The organism is Hoyosella rhizosphaerae (assembly GCF_014643175.1).
Taxonomy (GTDB): Bacteria; Actinomycetota; Actinomycetes; order Mycobacteriales; family Mycobacteriaceae; genus Lolliginicoccus; species Lolliginicoccus rhizosphaerae.
In genome coordinates this window covers 136,807-154,233 of sequence record NZ_BMJH01000003.1, presented here as the reverse complement: position 1 = coordinate 154,233, position 17,427 = coordinate 136,807, and the positions used below count along the sequence as shown (strand labels likewise).

Annotated in this window: 14 protein-coding genes and 1 riboswitch; of the genes, 7 read left to right on the top strand and 7 right to left on the bottom strand. The window is 57.5% G+C overall.

Annotated features, from left to right (window positions below):
* Positions 1-8: 8 nt before the first annotated feature.
* Positions 9-1,940, bottom strand: a complete 1,932-nt coding sequence (asnB, locus tag IEW73_RS12395) for an asparagine synthase (glutamine-hydrolyzing) (protein WP_188675527.1) — start codon at positions 1,938-1,940, stop codon at positions 9-11.
* Positions 1,941-2,155: 215 nt separating this feature from the next.
* Between asnB and ctaC the strand changes: the two genes are divergently transcribed.
* Both ctaC and IEW73_RS12385 read left to right on the top strand, forming a co-directional pair.
* Positions 2,156-3,214 (top strand): aa3-type cytochrome oxidase subunit II, encoded by a 1,059-nt coding sequence (gene ctaC / locus IEW73_RS12390; protein ID WP_188675525.1) that lies wholly within the window; start codon positions 2,156-2,158, stop codon positions 3,212-3,214.
* A 35-nt stretch (positions 3,215-3,249) separates the two neighbouring features.
* Complete coding sequence (locus tag IEW73_RS12385) at positions 3,250-3,666, top strand: cytochrome c oxidase subunit 4 (protein WP_188675522.1); 417 nt, start codon at positions 3,250-3,252, stop codon at positions 3,664-3,666.
* Between the two features lie 1,452 nt (positions 3,667-5,118).
* On the opposite strand, the gene qcrB is transcribed toward IEW73_RS12385, so the two are convergent.
* The 4 genes from qcrB to ctaE are packed head-to-tail and all read right to left on the bottom strand — an operon-like array spanning position 5,119 to position 9,476.
* A complete protein-coding gene (gene qcrB / locus IEW73_RS12380; RefSeq protein ID WP_188675520.1) occupies positions 5,119-6,768 on the bottom strand; it encodes a cytochrome bc1 complex cytochrome b subunit in 1,650 nt (549 codons plus the stop codon).
* Positions 6,765-7,928, bottom strand: coding sequence for a cytochrome bc1 complex Rieske iron-sulfur subunit (gene qcrA / locus IEW73_RS12375; protein ID WP_188675515.1), 1,164 nt, complete (start codon positions 7,926-7,928; stop codon positions 6,765-6,767). Before qcrA ends, qcrB begins: the two co-directional genes overlap by 4 nt.
* The gene (gene qcrC / locus IEW73_RS12370; RefSeq protein ID WP_188675512.1) at positions 7,925-8,812 is read right to left on the bottom strand and encodes a cytochrome bc1 complex diheme cytochrome c subunit; all 888 of its coding nucleotides are present in this window, start codon (positions 8,810-8,812) and stop codon (positions 7,925-7,927) included. Before qcrC ends, qcrA begins: the two co-directional genes overlap by 4 nt.
* A 55-nt stretch (positions 8,813-8,867) precedes the next feature.
* Positions 8,868-9,476: an aa3-type cytochrome oxidase subunit III gene (gene ctaE / locus IEW73_RS12365; RefSeq protein WP_188675509.1), complete on the bottom strand. Its 609-nt coding sequence runs from the start codon at positions 9,474-9,476 to the stop codon at positions 8,868-8,870.
* Positions 9,477-9,679: 203 nt separating this feature from the next.
* On the opposite strand from ctaE, the gene IEW73_RS12360 reads away from it, so the two are divergent.
* Complete coding sequence (locus IEW73_RS12360) at positions 9,680-10,087, top strand: hypothetical protein (protein ID WP_188675506.1); 408 nt, start codon at positions 9,680-9,682, stop codon at positions 10,085-10,087.
* An 86-nt stretch (positions 10,088-10,173) separates the two neighbouring features.
* Positions 10,174-11,220, top strand: coding sequence for an anthranilate phosphoribosyltransferase (gene trpD, locus IEW73_RS12355; protein ID WP_188675503.1), 1,047 nt, complete (start codon positions 10,174-10,176; stop codon positions 11,218-11,220).
* A gap of 20 nt (positions 11,221-11,240) precedes the next feature.
* On the opposite strand, the gene IEW73_RS12350 is transcribed toward trpD, so the two are convergent.
* Together IEW73_RS12350 and IEW73_RS12345 are read right to left on the bottom strand one after the other, a co-directional pair.
* A complete protein-coding gene (locus IEW73_RS12350) occupies positions 11,241-11,516 on the bottom strand; it encodes an Lrp/AsnC family transcriptional regulator (protein WP_188675500.1) in 276 nt (91 codons plus the stop codon).
* Positions 11,513-13,309, bottom strand: a complete 1,797-nt coding sequence (locus IEW73_RS12345; protein ID WP_188676866.1) for a DEDD exonuclease domain-containing protein — start codon at positions 13,307-13,309, stop codon at positions 11,513-11,515. Before IEW73_RS12345 ends, IEW73_RS12350 begins: the two co-directional genes overlap by 4 nt.
* A 557-nt stretch (positions 13,310-13,866) precedes the next feature.
* Positions 13,867-14,028, top strand: a riboswitch (cyclic di-AMP (ydaO/yuaA leader).
* Between the two features lie 15 nt (positions 14,029-14,043).
* Between IEW73_RS12345 and IEW73_RS12340 the strand changes: the two genes are divergently transcribed.
* The 3 genes from IEW73_RS12340 to IEW73_RS12330 all read left to right on the top strand — a co-directional run bounded on the left by IEW73_RS12340 (position 14,044) and on the right by IEW73_RS12330 (position 17,374).
* Positions 14,044-14,652, top strand: coding sequence for a C40 family peptidase (locus tag IEW73_RS12340; protein WP_188675497.1), 609 nt, complete (start codon positions 14,044-14,046; stop codon positions 14,650-14,652).
* A gap of 271 nt (positions 14,653-14,923) precedes the next feature.
* On the top strand, positions 14,924-16,033 hold the full coding sequence (locus IEW73_RS12335) for an NlpC/P60 family protein (protein WP_188675494.1): 1,110 nt from the start codon (positions 14,924-14,926) through the stop codon (positions 16,031-16,033).
* 3 nt (positions 16,034-16,036) lie between these two features.
* Entirely contained in the window at positions 16,037-17,374 is a 1,338-nt protein-coding gene (locus IEW73_RS12330; protein ID WP_188675491.1) for a hypothetical protein, read from the top strand.
* Positions 17,375-17,427 lie beyond the last annotated feature (53 nt).

Genomic DNA, 17,427 nt, shown 5'->3' with positions numbered 1-17,427 from the left:
TCACACCCTCAGAGCTTAACCGGGTACTGATGATCCTCAATAGCTGGTTTGATCCGGTTCTCCACAAAAATGCCGTGCCACACCATGAACGTAATCAAAGTCCACAAGCGTCGACTATGGTCCGACACTCCAGTCCGGTGCTCTTCCAACATCTGGCTCACTGCGCCCAAATTCAGAATGTGATCAGTACCAGACTCCGCGATCTGAGTGCGTGACCACTCATACAACTCAGGTCCGCGCAGCCAATGACGAATCGGCACAGGGAAACCAAGCTTCGCGCGATGCAAAACGTGCCCCGGCACAATGCCTTCCAACGCCTGACGGAGCGCAAACTTCGTCGTCTCACGCGTCAGTTTTTGCTTAAACGGAAGCTTCTCAGCGACCGCGAAAACCTCAGGATCTAGGAATGGGACACGCAGTTCCAACGAGTTCGCCATCGTCATCTTGTCAGCCTTGACGAGAATGTCGCCTCTCAGCCACGTGAAAAGATCCACATGCTGCATCCGTGCCACAGGATCCCAACCCTCAGATTGCGCATAGATCGGCGCTGTGACATCCATGTGCGTCCATTCGGGCCTGAAATCTCGCAACACGGCGCGTAGATGGGCGTCCTGGAAGCTGCGCGCATTGCCGTAATAGCGCTCCTCAAGCGAGAGGGAACCGCGCTGTAGCAAACTCTTTCCACGCTTGCCCTCAGGAATCCGATCGGACAACCGGGCCGCAGCGCGTCGCATTCCTGGAGTCAAGGCTTCAAACGGCTTCAACGATAGGGGCTCGCGGTAGATGGTGTACCCACCGAACAGTTCGTCAGCACCCTCGCCTGACAACACGACTTTCACGTGTTTGCGGGCCTCGCGAGCGACGAAGTACAGCGGAATCAAAGCGGGATCTGCTACTGGATCGTCGAGGTACCAGACGATCTCGGGTATCGCGTTCGCAAACTCTTCGGGGCCTACGACTTTCACGACATGCCGGGCGCCTATTGCCTCCGCGGACTCTGCTGCAACATCAACTTCGGAATACCCTTCGCGCTGAAATCCCGTAGTGAAAGTTATGAGATCCGGATTATGCCGAATCGCCAAGGCCGCAATTGCCGTCGAATCAATTCCACCCGACAAAAACGAACCCACCGTCACATCGGCCCGCATATGTTTCGCTACAGAATCCTCAAGGGCGGCAGCAATCTCGTCGTACCGCTTTTGCGCCTCGTCCTTTCCCTTTTTGAATGGGACAACAGGAAACCGTGGCTTGAAATATCGAGTGATCTCTGGTGATCCGCCAGGACGCACCCACGCGTAGCACCCGGACTCAAGGCGCCGAATGCCTTTGTGCAGTGTTTCTGGTTCCGGAACGTACTGCAACACCAAGTAGTGTTCAGTGGCCCGAGGGTCAATATCTAGGTCAATTTTGAGTAAATCTGCCGCTTCCAGAAGGCTCTTTTTCTCGCTGCCAAACCCAAAACCGCCTTGGCCCTCCGCGTAGAAAAACGGTTTGATTCCAAACGGATCGCGTGCGATAAAAAGTTCGCGCTTCTCAGTATCCCAAACCGCGAATGCGAACATTCCACGAAGACGTTCCACAGCCTGAGGGCCCCAGTAGTGAAAAGCCGCGACAATCGTTTCACTGTCGCCTTCCGTATGAAATACAGCTCCATGGTCCCGCGCCAACTCTTCGCGCAACTCCAAGTAGTTGTAGATCTCGCCGTTAAACGTCAGTGCGTAGCGCTCAGAGTTACCCTCCGGGCCCCACCGCAACGGCTGGTGAGAGTGCGCGATATCGATAATGGACAAACGGTTAAATCCAAGAGCCAAATCTTCGTCATGCCACGTCCCGGCTTCGTCAGGGCCGCGGTGCCTCATGCAATGCAACGCCTCACCAAGTTGGGGTGCGATCACCGCAGCGTTCCGATCGGGCGTCAAGATTCCTAGGAGGCCACACACAGCGCTCAGCACCTCTATTCGCGGTAGTCAGGCGGCCCACAACGGGTCACCTACAGGCAGGGGAAACACTTCCGATAGGGAGTATGCCGCATATTTCTTCGTCCCATGGGGAGACCCGATAGTGCCGGCTGCAAACGCGTGGTCTACGCTGCGTAGTATTCAGACTCAAGACTTTAGATAATCGAGTCTGCACCAAGTGTGGCAACCAGGAAGGCGTGAACGTGGCACACGGTAGTCGGCGTCGAATTGCGCGGCGGACTGGGCTAGCGGCGACTCTCGGTATCGCTGCCGTGCTCCTTTCGGGCTGCTCCATTGACAATGCGGTCCTTCGTTTCGGCTGGCCATCAGGGGTTACCCCTCAGGCTCAGATGATGCGCGAATTGTGGACCTGGTCGGTGGTCGCTGCTCTCATCATGGGTGTAATCGTGTGGGGCCTTACCTTCTGGACGGTGATCTTTCACCGCAAGAAGAAGGGCGACCCAGATTTCCCCCGACAAACGGGATACAACGTCCCGCTAGAACTGCTCTACACCGCAGTTCCCTTCGTCATTATCGCTGTGCTGTTCTACTTCACAGTGGTCGTACAGAACTTTGTGAACGACAAAGAACATGGCGAGGCCGACGTCGTAGTTGACGTCACTGCGTACCAATGGAACTGGAAGTTCGGCTACCGCACCATAGACATGGGTGATGGAACGCCGTTCTACGACGGATCCGATCCGGATGGTGGCCCACAGGTCGTCGACCCCAACGATGACGACGAATTTGGCCCAATCCACGGCAAGCGCCGAGGAGATCTGTCATACCTCGAGTACAACACCATTGAGACTCTCGGTTCGAGCGAAGAGATTCCGGTCCTCGTGCTTCCCACGAACCGTCGAATTGAGTTCGTACTTGCCTCCTCAGACGTCGTCCACTCGTTCTGGGTGCCTGAATTCCTGTTCAAGCGTGACGTCTTGCCGAACCCGGCAGAGAACCACTCTGACTTCTCTTTCCAGATCAGTGAAATCGAACGCGAAGGCGCATTCGTTGGCCGCTGTGCGGAGATGTGCGGCACCTACCACGCGATGATGAACTTCGAAGTTCGCGCAGTGAGTCCTGAACGGTTCGCTGAATACATCGAACTGCGCAAGCCCACAGTTGATGGTGGGCAAGGACTGTCGAATGCGGAAGCTCTCGAGGCAATCGGTGAATCACCAGTTTCCGTCACCACCGTGCCTTTCGAGACACGGCGTGAAGCGCAAACTGCCATCCCTTTCCGGTCCGGTAACTGAGGAAGCCCTGAACATGAACAAGGACGTGTGCTGACATGAAAATCGAAGCGAAGCTCTTTGAGCTGCTCACGGTGTTCTTCGTGCTGGTGGGCATTCTGTACGGTGTTTTCACCTTCTACTCGCGTGCCGGATTTGAATGGGTTGGTGTCACTGGCATCGCTCTTTCCGCAGGTCTGACATTGATTGTCGGAACGTACTTCCGGTTTGTAGCTAGGCGCATTGACACCCGTCCGGAAGATTATGACGAAGCCGACATCGAAGACGGCGCGGGCGACTTGGGATTCTTCAGCCCCGGTAGCTACTGGCCGTTTGTTGTGGCTCTCACCGCAGCACTCGCCGGTCTTGCCGTTGCCTTCTTCTACTACTGGCTCATCGCAGTCGCAGTAGTCGCTGTGCTCGTCGCCTCGGCCGGTTTGGTATTCGAGTACCACATGGGACCAGAAAAGCACTGAGAAAGCGATTCAGCGCCAATTAGCTTGTGATTGCGGCGCCGTAGACCTCCCCGGTCATACGGCGCCGCATTTCGCATTTCAGGGGAGCTAGGGGAGCGCATGACTGGAACAGCCCCCAGTCGCCGTGCCCCCACTCGGTGTCGATAGCCCCAATCTCAGCAAAGGCCATGCGGACACTAAAGGGTGTTGGTTCATCCGCTAAGGCCTCTCTGAAGCCTTCTAGCGCCCTTAGGCCGCGTTACACAGAGGTGCTGCCTACGGAGATATGGCACGACTGATGCCTAGGCTGATCGGGCATGTGTGAGGATTCGGCGACACGGAACCCAAGACAAGGCATTGACTGCTGTTCATGACCAGATTGGGCGTCCACATGTGCAGAGAAATGCATCGCCCAACGCAGTGTTTTCGATGCATTCTTCTGCACAACCGAAACAGACGAGCCGACTAGTCCGACGCAACCACAGGTACGGCGGGGCGCGATTGTCTTGATCCAGAATTCACGCCAAGCGTGACCGCATGGTGCGCAGCGCACCCCACACCGCTACGCGCCTACCACCACCGCACACGCATCCTCACCAATGGCACCTACGAACGTCGGTCAACACGACCACTCCACTGCCGCCGTGGGAGCTGTCCCCACACAGGGAGGGCGTAGCCAGCTTCCTGCCCGGCACGATGCCAGTGCGCATCAGGCCGACCGCCGACCGGGCAGGCGGAACCTGTGTTGCTGGCAGGGAAGTCGATGTTGGCCGTGAGTCCAGGGCGCAGAAAGCCACAGCGCTACGCGATGGTCCATCTGTATCTTGATCCCCGTATCGCTTGTCAGGGCGGCTCTCACTGGTTGTTTAACTAGCGAGAATATGTACCAGATCTACGTAGACAGCACGCATCGTCACCAGGCCAAGAAAGGCATAGTGCCGACTCCGCGGACGTAGGAGATCTGAGCGATGTGCCCACCGCTTGGGCTCGTATGTACGTGAGCGCAGATAGGTGACATGACGAAGGCACATCGTCGCCCACTGCTTCGACTAGTGATTCGGAGGAGGAAGCACAAAAAAGCCCCAGCCGTGAAATTCTCTACCGAGCCACTGTGTTCGCTGTTTCGCGCCCTCGCAGCCTCCGTTCACACTAACCAGATGGTCGATCGAGAGTATCGGGAGCGACTTGTGCCGCCCCAACTCGCGCAAGTGCAAGATCTTGTTCGCCAGATGGCGCGAGTGACCCACCCCGAGTCACGCGAATGCTTTTGGCCCTGATCGTCTACCGGTGGTTCATGCGATTACCGCAGCTCCGCGGTGCTTGACGCTCAAACCACCTGCGCACCATCACGGCATTCGATCCGCAGGGATATTGCACCCCACTGATTGTGAACCCACGAGGGTTTGGCCAGGACAAAAAATTTGGGGTCCTGGACAATTAAGTCCAGGACCCCAAGTTCACGGTGCGGCAGGCTTAGTGGCCCTTGCCGTCGTTTTCGATGTTCTTTTGTTGCAGTTCACGGAGCGCGCGTTCATGCCTGATGTGAGCTTCGTGTTCCGCTTCGGTGAGCAACTGGTGCTCGTCTTCCGGATCTGCAGTCATCAGACTGCCTGTGCCGGGTGCGCCTGCGGCACCTAGTTGGTTCATTCGCTTTGGTATCGCGGCACCTTGGTAGGGAAGTGGGATCGGGTGGCCGTGCTCATCAACTGGTCCGAGCGGCTGGTGCAGCTCGATGTATTCGCCGTGTGGAAGGCGTGTGATGATGCCTGTTTCGATCCCGTGCTCGAGAACCTTGCGGTCGGAGCGTTGAAGTCCAAGGCAGAACCGGTAGGTGATGACGTAGACCAGCGGCGGTAGCACGATCATGCCGATACGTCCGAGCCATGTTGTTGCGTTCAGCGAGATGTTGAACTTCAACGCGATGATGTCGTTCATCGCCATCAAGTAGAGAACGATGTAGAAGGCGATGGCCATTGCACCGAGTGAGGTACGGACCGGTACGTCGCGTGGACGCTGCAGGATGTTGTGGTGGACGTTGTCTTTGGTCAGCTTCGCTTCGATGAACGGGTATGTGAAGAGCAGCATGAAGATAACGCCGAGAATAACTGCCACACCGACTACCGACGGGATCATGTAGTTGCCGATGTAGATGTCCCACGCGGGCCAGATTCGAGCCATGCCTTCCGTGAAGAACATGTAGAAGTCGGGCTGCGATCCTGCTGAGATTTGCGATGGATTGTATGGACCGAGGTTCCACACTGCGTTGATCTGTAGCAGACCACCCATAAGGGCGAGGATGCCGAAGATGATGCCGAAGAATCCGCCTGCCTTCACACCGAAGACGGGGAGCACTCGGACGCCGACGACATTGTTTTCTGTGCGGCCTGGTCCAGGGAACTGGGTGTGCTTCTGGTACCACACGAGTGCAAGGTGTGCGGCGATCAGCGCGAGCAGAATTCCGGGGATGAGCAGAATATGAGCCACGTATGCACGAGGAATGATCAGCTCACCGGGGAAGTCCCCGCCGAAGACGAACCAGTGGATCCAGGTCCCGACCACCGGCAGCGACAACATGATCGCGGAAGTGATGCGGAGGCCTGTGCCCGAAAGTAGATCGTCAGGGAGGGTGTAGCCGAGGAAGCCTTCAGCAATGGTCAGAACGAAGATCATTGAGCCGATAACCCAGTTAGCTTCGCGTGGTTTGCGGAAAGCACCCGTGAAGAAGACACGCAAGAGGTGCAGGATGATCGATGCTGCGAACAGCAAAGCCGCCCAGTGGTGAAGCTGGCGAACAAACAAGCCGCCGCGAACTTCGAAGGAGATGTCCAGCGTGGTTGCGTAGGCCTTCGACATTTCGACGCCGCGCATAGGTTGGTAGACACCCTCATAGGCGATGTGTGCCATCGAAGGGTCGAAGAACAGTGTGAGGTACACACCAGTGAGCAGCAGGATGATGAAGCTGTAGAGCGCTACTTCACCGAGCAGGAATGACCAGTGTGTGGGGAACACCTTGTTCATCTGACGGCGCATGCCTGCCGCCATCCGGTACCGCTGGTCCATATTGACCGCGGCTCTGGTGGCTTCCCCGTTGGCGCGATCTTGGATCGCTTGACTCATGCTCATGACTGGCGCTCCCTGTAATTAGGCCGTTCCCAGAAGGCAGGGCCGAGCGGTTCGATAAAGTCGCCCCGGGCAACCAGGTAGCCCTCTTCGTTCACTGCCAGTGGAAGCTGTGGAAGCGCGCGGGTAGCAGGACCGAACACCGGCCTTGCGTACTGCAGCACGTCGAACTGCGACTGGTGGCAGGGGCAGAGGAGTCGCTGAGTTTGCTGTTCGTAGAGTGAGGTGGGGCAAGCAAGGTGGGTACAGATCTTCGAGAATGCGAAGAAGTTCCCGTAGTTGAAGTCTTCCTGGCCTTGGCGTTTGGTAACTCGCGCCGCGTCAGAAGAGCGTAGGTGAATCAACATAACGGGGGAGTACTCGTGGCGGAAGGACTTCAACAACTTGTAGCTGTCATTTCGCCACGATTCCTTGAACGGAAAGACTGTTTCCATACCGCCGGCGTCAATGTCTTCGGGCCGCACGAGAGCGATGTCGTCGATACGCCCTGTGTCGCGTCGAAGGTAGATAGTTTCACCCTCATACGACGGGGTCCAAAGTGACGTCCATAGTGGTGAGTTATCACCTTCGGCCCATGGATTCTTCACCATGCCGCCCGCAAGTGCGATGGGCGATGCGATGGCAAATGTGCCCACACCGAAAGCTGCCGACCATTTGATCATGCTTCGGCGACCGATGGTGGATGTGTCGTATGCGTCCCTGAGAAGCGCGACTGTGGTCTTTTGGTCCACTGCGTCGGAAGGACCGTCGTGGCGCTGCTGTACGGCAATCTCTTCGGGGATCATCTTCTTTGCGATCAAGACCGCGCCGATACCGATGCTGAGGATTGCGAGACCGAAGGTCAAGCCGTAAAGCGGGGTAGCCCAGTTGTAGAGGTTGTAGCCCTCTTCGCCTGGCATGCGGTATTCCCATGGCCAAAATAGGAAGACACCGAGAAACGCGAGGCCAGAGACGCCGGACAGTGCAAACCAAAATGAGATTTGGCGTGCAGCGCGCTTTTCAGCCTTGGTGCCCTTCTCAGGCCACCGATTGCGGCGGAAAATAATGTCGACGTCGTCGAGTTTGGCACCGAGTTCGGCGAGTTGTTCCTGGCTCATACTGGCCAGTTCTTCCTCCGAGGGGTTGCGGTTTACCCCGGGGGTGTTCCGGTCAGCGTTACTCATGACCTAGCTCCGATCCACAGTGTGGCGCCGATGACCACTGAGATTCCAAGTACCCACATCGTCATGCCTTCTGAGACGGGCCCAAATCCGCCGAGGCCGTAGCCGCCTGGGTTTCGAGGCTCGTTTACCGCTTTGACGTAGGCGATGATGTCGCGCTTGTCTTCGGGTGACAGTTGGCGGTCGGAGAACTTTGGCATGTTCTGTGGGCCGACAAGCATTGCGGTGTAGATGTCAGGCTCGGGGACACCGGTGAGTTCAGGAGCCCACTTGCCGGAGGATAGTGCGCCGCCCTGGCCTGTGAAGTTGTGGCAAGATGCGCAGTTCTGTCGCCAAAGCTCGCCACCACGTGCGGGGTCATTACCGCGCAGTGATGCGGTCGCGACAGTGCCGTCGGCGTCGCGCGGTGTAACTGGGCCGCCACCGTTGGACTGAATGTACGCACCGAGGGCGTCAATTTGGCGCGCCTCGAATTTTGGTTCCTTGCGGATTGCCTGTGCTTCGTTGCGCATCGCTGGCATGCGGCCGGACGCCACCTGGAAGTAGACAGATGCCTCGCCTACACCGATGAGGCTAGGTCCGCGGTCTGCCACACCTTGGAGGTTGACGCCGTGGCAAGTGATGCAGGACGTGTCGTAGAGCTGCTTGCCTTCACGAATGAGGGCGGCGCTGTCGTCACTAGCTGTGGCGATGTGCCCTTGAGGAGTAACGGCGGTGGCGAGAACGCCTGCGCCTGCGAGCCCCATGAGGAGCATCGCCGCTCCGGTAGCACGACGGCGCAGCTTGCGCGCGCGACGCTGTTGCCGCGGCGACTTGCCGGTCGACGTAGTCGGTTCGGCTGAGCCTCCGCCGTTGTTTTCGGCTGTGGGTGGTGGAGATGAGCTCATCGAGATCCCTTTGGTGATGGGGGACGGGCTGGACGGGGCTAACGTTGTGGGATGCCTATTGGATGAAGTAAATCGTGGCGAACAGGGCGATCCACACAATGTCGACGAAGTGCCAGTAGTACGACACTACGATCGCGGCGGTTGCTTGAGCGGGCGTAAATTTACTCATCTTTGTCCGCGCAATGATGTACAGGAAGGCGATAAGGCCACCAATCACGTGCAGGCCGTGGAAGCCGGTGGCCATAAAGAACACCGATCCGTAGACACTGCTCGAGATCGTGGTGCCTTCGTGCACCAATTCGTAGTATTCGTAGCCCTGGCCAATGACGAAGAACAGGCCCATGAGGAAGCTGATGTAGTACCACTTCCGGAGGCCAAATACGTCGCCCCGTTCTGCGGCGAAAACACCGAGCTGGCAGGTGAACGATGACGCCACCAGCACGACTGTAATCATCAATGCAAACGGAATATTGAGATGGGTTGGCGGGGGCGGCCATTCCGTGGCCTGCGCGCGCGACACGAAGTACATCGCGAACAGACCGGCGAAGAACATGAGCTCGCTGGACAGCCACACAATGGTTCCTACGCTGACCATGTTTGGGCGGTTCAGCGAGTGCACACGTTGTGTGATTGCCGTTCCTGAGTTCCCTACTGCGCTCGTCACACTTGGAAGTATGACGGCTCGTCGTATTAAACATGCAAGCGGGTCCGGAATTAGGGTCCTCCCGAAACTATTTTCCCAGCTCGTGGACTTCTGAGGGTGTCCAGTTCGTGATTTGGTGGCGCTCGTGACTGAGATTTGTGCGTCAAGAGCGATGTGCGGTGTAAACCTGTGGAGCAGAAGAATCCAGGAGGAGTGGCACCACAATGTTCAAAGCGATGGGTCGGTGGTTCCGCCGCCGAAAGTCCGTACCGGACCTTGATCCAAATCGGAAGGATCTGGTTGTCGTTGCCGAAAATTTTGATGTGGCAGCATCTCCGTCCGCGGTGCTAGAGAGAGCTGAGGCGTGGCGACGTACGGAGGTGGCGCTGATCCAGCACGTCATGGTGTTGTCACAAAGTGCCGTGGACGAGGTGGCTGCCATCGTGTCGATCGACGGCTACGCGCTGTCTCGCAGTGCGGAGGGTCTGCCGCCCGAGGCAGTGGTGTTCCAACGCGTTCAGGTCGTGTCAGGTTTGAGTTGTGCGCAGGAAAATTCACGAATGGCCAGTGTCGCTTCTCGTTGCGGCGGCGATGTGTTGGGTTGGCGTGTTTTGCAACCTATGGCGACCTAGCTGTGGCGAGTGCACTGTCTCGAGGGTGTAGCGCACTATGATGTCGAAAAACGGGTGTTGACATTGCGACGTGAGGGATTTTCATCGTGACTCTGGGGACTGTCGAACTTTCCTGGCCAAGTGTGCTCGGGGCGCTAACGGACCGACAGGATCTTCCCTCGGAAGCGACCGAGTGGGCGATGAACGAGATCATGTCGGATAGCGCAACGTCAGCTCAGATCGCTGCATTTGGCGTAGCTCTGAAGATGAAGGGGCCGACACCTGCCGAATTGCGGGGGCTTGCGGACGGGATGTTGAGCCATGCGCAATTGGTGCCAGGGTGCTCGGACGCCGTCGACATCGTTGGTACAGGTGGGGACAAGTCGCACACTGTGAACATTTCGACCATGTCATCGATAGTGGTCGCAGCGGCGGGTGTGAAGGTCGTTAAGCATGGCAACCGCGCAGCGTCGTCGCGTAGTGGCGGCGCGGACGTCCTCGAAGCGTTGGGAGTGAAAATCACGTTGGGCCCTGATGCGGTCGCACGCAGTGTGCAGGACGTCGGCATCGGGTTCTGTTTCGCACCGGTTTTCCATCCGGCCTTTCGGTTCGTTGCCGGGCCGCGGAAAGAAATTGGAATCCCTACGGTCTTCAATGTCTTGGGGCCACTGACCAACCCCGCGCAACCTCGAGCAGGTTTGGTCGGATGTGCGTTTCCAACTCTGATGCCAGTGATTGCCGGTGTGCTCGCTGAGCGGGGAAACTCAGCACTAGTCGTGCGCGGAGACGACGGCCTCGATGAAATTACGACATCGACAACATCCACTGTGTATGTGGTGTCGGAGGGCGAAGTCACAATTCAGGTGTTTGACCCCACAAAGCTTGGCATTCCGACGTCCGACTTGGGTGCACTGCGAGGTGGCGACGCAGACGAGAACGCGAAGATTGCACACGCTTTTCTGGATGGTGAAAAGTCGCCGGTTCGCGATGCTGTGCTGCTGAACTCTGCCGCGGCAATTGCTGCCTCTAAGGGCGTCACCGGAGACATCCACGATGCAATCGCAGAGTCGATGGAGCAAGCCACGAAGGCGGTTGATTCTGGTGCAGCAGCAAAGCTCCTGAGCGCGTGGGCAGACTGGACCCAACAAAACTGAGGCGGCAGCGCGTTGGCCGTTTATTCGCCGAGCGAAAATCCGGCTTCGACGTCGCTGCGTGCGTACATCTTGAAGGCTATTTGTGTGTTCGTGGACTTCACGCCGGGAACCTTAGTGATGCGCTCGGTTACGACATGCGAAATTTCTTCGTGAGTGCGGACCCTGAGAATGGCGATCAGATCTATGTCGCCTGCGCATGAGTAGACTTCGGCCACTCCGGGGACGTCCGCGACAGCCTGCGCTGTCTCAGGGATTGTGTGCGCCTCGGTATGGATGAGAACAATTGCGTTGATCATGGCCCGACAGTAACCCGTGACGATCGTGGTGGATACACGACACCCGGCATAAGTTTCGGGGCGCTCGCCCGCGGCATCTGAGCAAGTGTTGTTTTGTCGATACGTGCGCCGTCCTGCGCCTGCTTAAACCAGCTGAGGTGCTTCGTAGCGCTGTGGGCGGGTTCTGAGTATCCGGGGCTAGCGTGAACGATTCGAACTCCTGGTTCGTCAAGCCAGCGGATGATGAGATAGATCTCTTCAGGGTGCACGCCGGCCAGTGGTGTTTCCGTCGGTATTACTGATTCGGCCGTCGCGACGAGGCTGTCAGCGAGCGCCCGTGCTGATGTTCCTTTTCGCGCTACGCCGGATGCGGCGAGGGTGCCATAGCGGATCACAGCTAGCTCCCAGCCCCCGTGCCCGTCCGGCTTTCCGACTACCAACTCTGACATTGCGGCGAGGGCCCGTGCCCTTTGTGACTTATGTAGTGCAACCCCAAGTTGGGAAAGTTTGTCGCGCATACGTGCGGCGGATTCGAACCGTTCTTGTGACGCAAGAGTGTGAACTGAGTTTTGAAGGCGCTCAAGTGGTGTGCAGTCGAATCCGGTGAGAACATTTAGCGTGTGCTCGACGAGTGCCCTGTATGCGTCGGTATCTAGCTCGCCATGCTGCGCCGCCGCGCACGGTGCTGGTGAGTGTGAGAGGCAGTCGGGAGAGTGCGTCCCCTGGGCGGGGATTCGGTGGAGGCACGTGCGGAGCCCGGTCGCCTCGGCAAGCGTCCGCGCGTTTTCAAGCGCGATCGACCGCCGCGAGAACGGGCCGAATGAGTTGGTTGTCGCACGATGGCTGATGGTGAAGCGGGGGAAGGCTTCGTCGGTGAGGTTGATCCACCAACTTCGCTGGGGCCATTTTGACCGTTTGTTATATGCCGGTTCGGTAGCCGCTATGAGTCGGAGTTCCCGCACGCCAGCCTCCAGGCTGTGCGCGCACGTGATGTGGTCGACGCGCTCGGCAATGTTGACCATTTCGCGTATTGATTTGCGGGTTTCTGAGCCGGTGAAGTAGGAGCGAACTCGGCTGCTCAAGTTTGTGGCTTTACCGACGTACAAGATCTCTTCTGATGGGCCACGAAACATGTACACGCCGGGGCCGTCGGGTAGTGAATCGGCTAGTGACCGTTTGACTCGCACTGCTGTCGGAATGTTGGGCATGTACGCGTTGAGTTCAGAGAGAGTGTGGATTCCTTGGTTGCCGATGCGTTCCAACAGGGCGTGAAAGACGTCCACTGTCGCGCGGGCATCATCGAGCGCCCGGTGGGTTGGTGTGTGGGGGATGCGAAACAGCAAAGCAAGTTTTGACAACTTCACGGAGGGCGCTTCATCTTTTGTGAGCACTCGGCGTGCGAGTTTTACGGTGCATAAAGGCGCCGGAAATGGCCAGGCAAAGTCCAATCGTTGTGCAGAGGCCTTGAGAAACCCAACGTCAAACCCAGCGTTGTGGGCTATCAGCGTTGATGATTGTGCGAACTCGAAGAAGGCGGGGAGCACTTCGTTGATCGTGGGTGCTTTCGACACCATTGTTGTGGTGATGCCTGTCAGCTGAACGATGTAGGCAGGAATGCTCTGCTCAGGGTTCACGAGGGTGGCGAACTCTCCAATTACTTCGCCGCCTCGTATTTTCACCGCGCCGATCTCCGTGATCCGGTCGTTTTGTGCACTTCCGCCGGTTGTTTCGAGGTCTACGACCACAAACGTCGTGCAACTGAGATTCGCGTCTAAGTCCTCAAACTGGAGTTGAGCGCCAGGCGGTGGTGACATCACAGCCAAAGAATATGCTCGGGCACTGACAGCTTTGCTGATTGTGCAGTCACTTGGAGGGTTGCGATGCTTTGCCGACGCCGATGAATGGGCCAGGACCAGCCGCCTAATCTCGCGATAACGCGCATTAGGTAAGCAGGGAACACTTTTGAGACAAGCATCACAAAATGTTTATTTTGTGACCGATTGCGCTGTTACGGGAGGGGTGATTTTGTATCCGATTGGCTATGTACCCAAAGTCACCGCACCGCTCGAACAGTCGTTATCCGTAGTCGGCGGCAATTCATCCCAGGAATGCGCTGCGCCAAGTGGGGCGTCCGCGAGTCTGAGACGCGACTCGCCGAAGCGGTGATGTGAAGTTCGGCCAACCTGCACAAGAAGTACCCACTGAACTGGGCTTTGAGCAGGTACATGTAGGCGCGTGTCGCGTTACAGGATTTGGTAGTGATCTGTATCACACAAGGCGCGCGTGGGTGAGGTCATGGACTCGGCTGAGTCCTTTTCGTAATCTTTTCGAGACATTGCGGAGTCTTTGCCGACCCGACCGGGATGGCGCCGCAACGCAACCGCCTAATCGCACCGCTTTCATTTCTGTGCGAGCCGGGGACCCACCGTGAACTTTTGGGGTGAATCACGCGCTGACCACCAATCAGCGTGCGTAGGGCAGCTTCCAAGCCCGAACCCGTCAGCTAACTCGGTCGGCGGTACATGGAAGAAACGGAGAACTCAGAACTATGGCCACCACGTCGCGTAGTAAGCGGACCGTACGTAATGCAATCGCAGCCGGACTGATCTCGGTCGGTGCTGTTGCACTTCCCGCCGCACCCGCTATGGCAGCGCCTGTGACCATTCCAGGAATCGGAACTTTCGACGTTCCAGATCACCTTGCAATCCCAACAAACTTCGACGTTCCTGTATTCGAACTTCCGCAGGTTCCGAACTTGCCGCAAATCAACACCGGCAGCGCCGATCCTCAGTTCATTGCAGCCCCGTTCTCACGTGGCAACCAGGTTGCTGACATCGCACTGAGCAAGGTGGGCTCGCCTTACGTCTGGGGAGCCACCGGCCCAAATGCTTTTGACTGCTCCGGGCTCGTTCAGTGGGCTCACGGTCAGGCTGGAATTAGCGTTCCACGCACAAGCCAGGCCCAGGTCGGCAGTGGTACTCCTGTTGCTTACAACAACTTGCAACGAGGTGACGTAGTCGCGTTCTACAGTGGAGCTTCACACGTTGGCATCTACATCGGCAACGGTCAGGTCGTCCACGCTCTGAACTCGTCGCAACCTGTGCGCGTTGACTCAATCGGGATGATGCCGTTCCATAGCGCGCGTCGTTACGCCTGATCGTCAGACTGCAGTTTTTGCGCAGCTAATGCGCAGTAATGTGGGGCCGAACCGGAAACTGGTTCGGCCCCACATTGCGTTTGCAGATGTCGAGTGGACAGCCCAAATCCTATTCCGTAATCTAATCGAGACATTTGTCGATCAACGGGGTCGATGGCGTCCAGCTGAGACTCGTGTGATCGGGTAAGCGTGCACTAAGTTCTCAGCTAGTGCACGCGGTGCCTTGCGGCATGAATGCACCGTGTGCGACCAAACTTTGGGGGAGGAAACCGTGCGTTTGCCTTTGCTTTCGCAACGTTCTCGGGCACCGCATTTTCAGGCCCCGCATATCCAGGCAAACAGCCCGCAACGGTTTGCTGCAGTGCTCTGCACCATCGCTTTGAGTGCAGTTCTCGTCACGGCACCCCACATAGGGAACCCCCCGAGTGCGGCCGCCCACCCTGATATCACCAACGCAACCGAAGCGTTGCAGCGATTGACTGAGCTAAGCCGAGATGCAACTCGGGCCAACGACCAAGTGCTCACTGCCGAGATTAGGCTCGAAGAACTCCACAATCAGCTTGGCGAGGCAGAAGAACGGCAACACGAGCTTGGTCGTGCGGCAAGCGAGGCGCGCGACCGTATTGCCGAACTCCAAGAGATTGTCGATAAGTTCACGGCCGCAAATTACCGCGGTGTTCGGGTGGACCCCATTTATGCGCTGCTGACAAGTGACTCCCCACAAACCCTGATTACACAGCTGTCCGCACTTGAAATCATCTCCCGGGACACGGGGGAGCGCATTAAGGACTTTGAGTCAGCGCGGGCAACATACGAGACGGCAGAACGGCTTGCCCGAGAGTCAGCTGAGCGCTTCCTCCAACTCACGCGCGACGCTCAGGCCCAGCACGCGACGCTTCAAAGCCGACAGTCGGTGCTGCAAGGCCAGATCGAAGAAATCAAAGCGCTTTATGAGACGCTGAGCGAGGAAGAGCGTGAGCGGTGGATCGGCGCCATAATTCCACCGGGATTCGACCCTGACCTTGTTCGAGGATCTGGTGTAGGCGCCGAAATCGTACGGGCGGCGCTCAGCAGAATTGGCACTCCATACGTTTGGGGGGCGACTGGTCCAAACGAGTTTGATTGCTCTGGACTGGTTATGTGGGCTCACAACCAGCTAGGTCGAAGCGTTCCTCGTACAAGCCAAATGCAGGCTCAAGGCGGTATGCCGGTGCGCCCCGCCGAAATTCAGCCAGGCGACGTGGTGGTGTACTACGCCGATGCTTCACACGTGGGTCTATATATCGGCAACGGTCAGATTGTTCACGCATCCACATTTGGTGTTCCCGTTAAGGTTGACCCGGTGAACAACGCACCAATTCACGCGATTCGACGCTACTAGATCGTGAGCGCTGCAGTTCGACTGGTTTTTGTGGCAATCATTGCCTTCACACTTGCTGCATGCGCTCAGCCTGCGCACCCACCAGATCATGCGGAAACGACCGCTCCGGCCACTGTGTCGAATGCGGATCCTAAAGTTGCTGAAGTGCAAGGCGTGCTTGATTCGTTTGCCCAAGCGCAGCACGCGGGCGATACAGACGCCTTGGAAAAGTTGATTCATCCGAACGCAGACGAAAGTTTTGTTCGCCGTGAAATCCAGCGCTCGGTTTCGCTGGCATCGGCACCCATTGTGTCCTGGTCGTACTATCTGGCTGACGGCCCGGAACAGTTCCTCTCGACCGACGCGATCCAGCACCTCAATGCCAGAGACGTGTGGGCGCCAGAAATTCGGACCCGGTACGCCTATGACAATGAGGTCGGGCACGCAGATCGCCCCGCGACACTATTCCTGGCACTACACGGCGACACGTGGCTGATCGCTGGGGACACCGATGAACATGCTCAATCGATGGGCGTACCCCGTAAACAATGGTCGGGGCCATGGGATTTCGATGTACTTTCCTCGCAAACAAAGGATTCACAGGGCATTCGGTTCGTTCTTGTGGCACCCGCCGACATGGATGAACGCTTGGCAGAGATTGCAGAATCGCTGCCGACGGTAGCTTCAGAAGCTGATGGCTTTTGGGAAACCCCGTGGGCTGATGAGGTGGTAATCGTCCTTGCGACAGACTCCGCGCAGCTAGCTGCATTGGCGGGCGGGTTCGGCAATGATGGTGACGACGGAAATCATAAAGGCGGCAATATCGCTGCTGTCGCCATAGCGAATCCGGCAACGAGCGCAAGCCCGGCCGACGGGCAGCGTGTCATTATCAATACACAGGTATTCGACACCCTAAGTGCGGATCAACGTCAAGCGACTCTCAAGCACGAGCTCACCCACGTCATCACCCGGTCCCGAACAGCACCTTCGACACCCCTGTGGCTCAAAGAGGGCACCGCAGATTTTGTGGGCCGAACGGGAACGAGCATCGAATTGTTCGATGGCGCACCCAACGCTGTGAGAATGGTTCGGCAATTCGGACCGCCGGATTCGTTGCCCCGCGACGATCATTTTCATGCGGATACACAATCGACAGTTCTCGCATATGAACTCTCGTGGTCGTTCGCGCTGTTCATTGCCGACGAGTTTGGACCATCAGCAGTACGTGAGACGTATTTCGCTATTGCCGAAACAGGGGGAGGCAACGAAGCGATCGACCGCGGGCTTCGCGAAGCGCTGGGCATCGGTTACGCGGAAGCACTGACCCGGTGGTCGATGTGGTGGGCAAACAATATTGAGTAGCTGACACGCCGCGCGGCAGCCGGTGCCAAGCGATAAATGGGACCTTGGTGTGT

What these genes read in the sequence shown, in the direction of transcription:
- qcrC (WP_188675512.1), bottom strand. Translation starts at nt 8,812, where the DNA reads ATGAGCTCATCTCCACCACCCACAGCCGAAAACAACGGCGGAGGCTCA.
- IEW73_RS12345 (WP_188676866.1), bottom strand. Translation starts at nt 13,309, where the DNA reads ATGTCACCACCGCCTGGCGCTCAACTCCAGTTTGAGGACTTAGACGCG.
- IEW73_RS12350 (WP_188675500.1), bottom strand. Translation starts at nt 11,516, where the DNA reads ATGATCAACGCAATTGTTCTCATCCATACCGAGGCGCACACAATCCCT.
- qcrA (WP_188675515.1), bottom strand. Translation starts at nt 7,928, where the DNA reads ATGAGTAACGCTGACCGGAACACCCCCGGGGTAAACCGCAACCCCTCG.
- IEW73_RS12360 (WP_188675506.1), top strand. Translation starts at nt 9,680, where the DNA reads ATGTTCAAAGCGATGGGTCGGTGGTTCCGCCGCCGAAAGTCCGTACCG.
- IEW73_RS12340 (WP_188675497.1), top strand. Translation starts at nt 14,044, where the DNA reads ATGGCCACCACGTCGCGTAGTAAGCGGACCGTACGTAATGCAATCGCA.
- IEW73_RS12385 (WP_188675522.1), top strand. Translation starts at nt 3,250, where the DNA reads ATGAAAATCGAAGCGAAGCTCTTTGAGCTGCTCACGGTGTTCTTCGTG.
- qcrB (WP_188675520.1), bottom strand. Translation starts at nt 6,768, where the DNA reads ATGAGCATGAGTCAAGCGATCCAAGATCGCGCCAACGGGGAAGCCACC.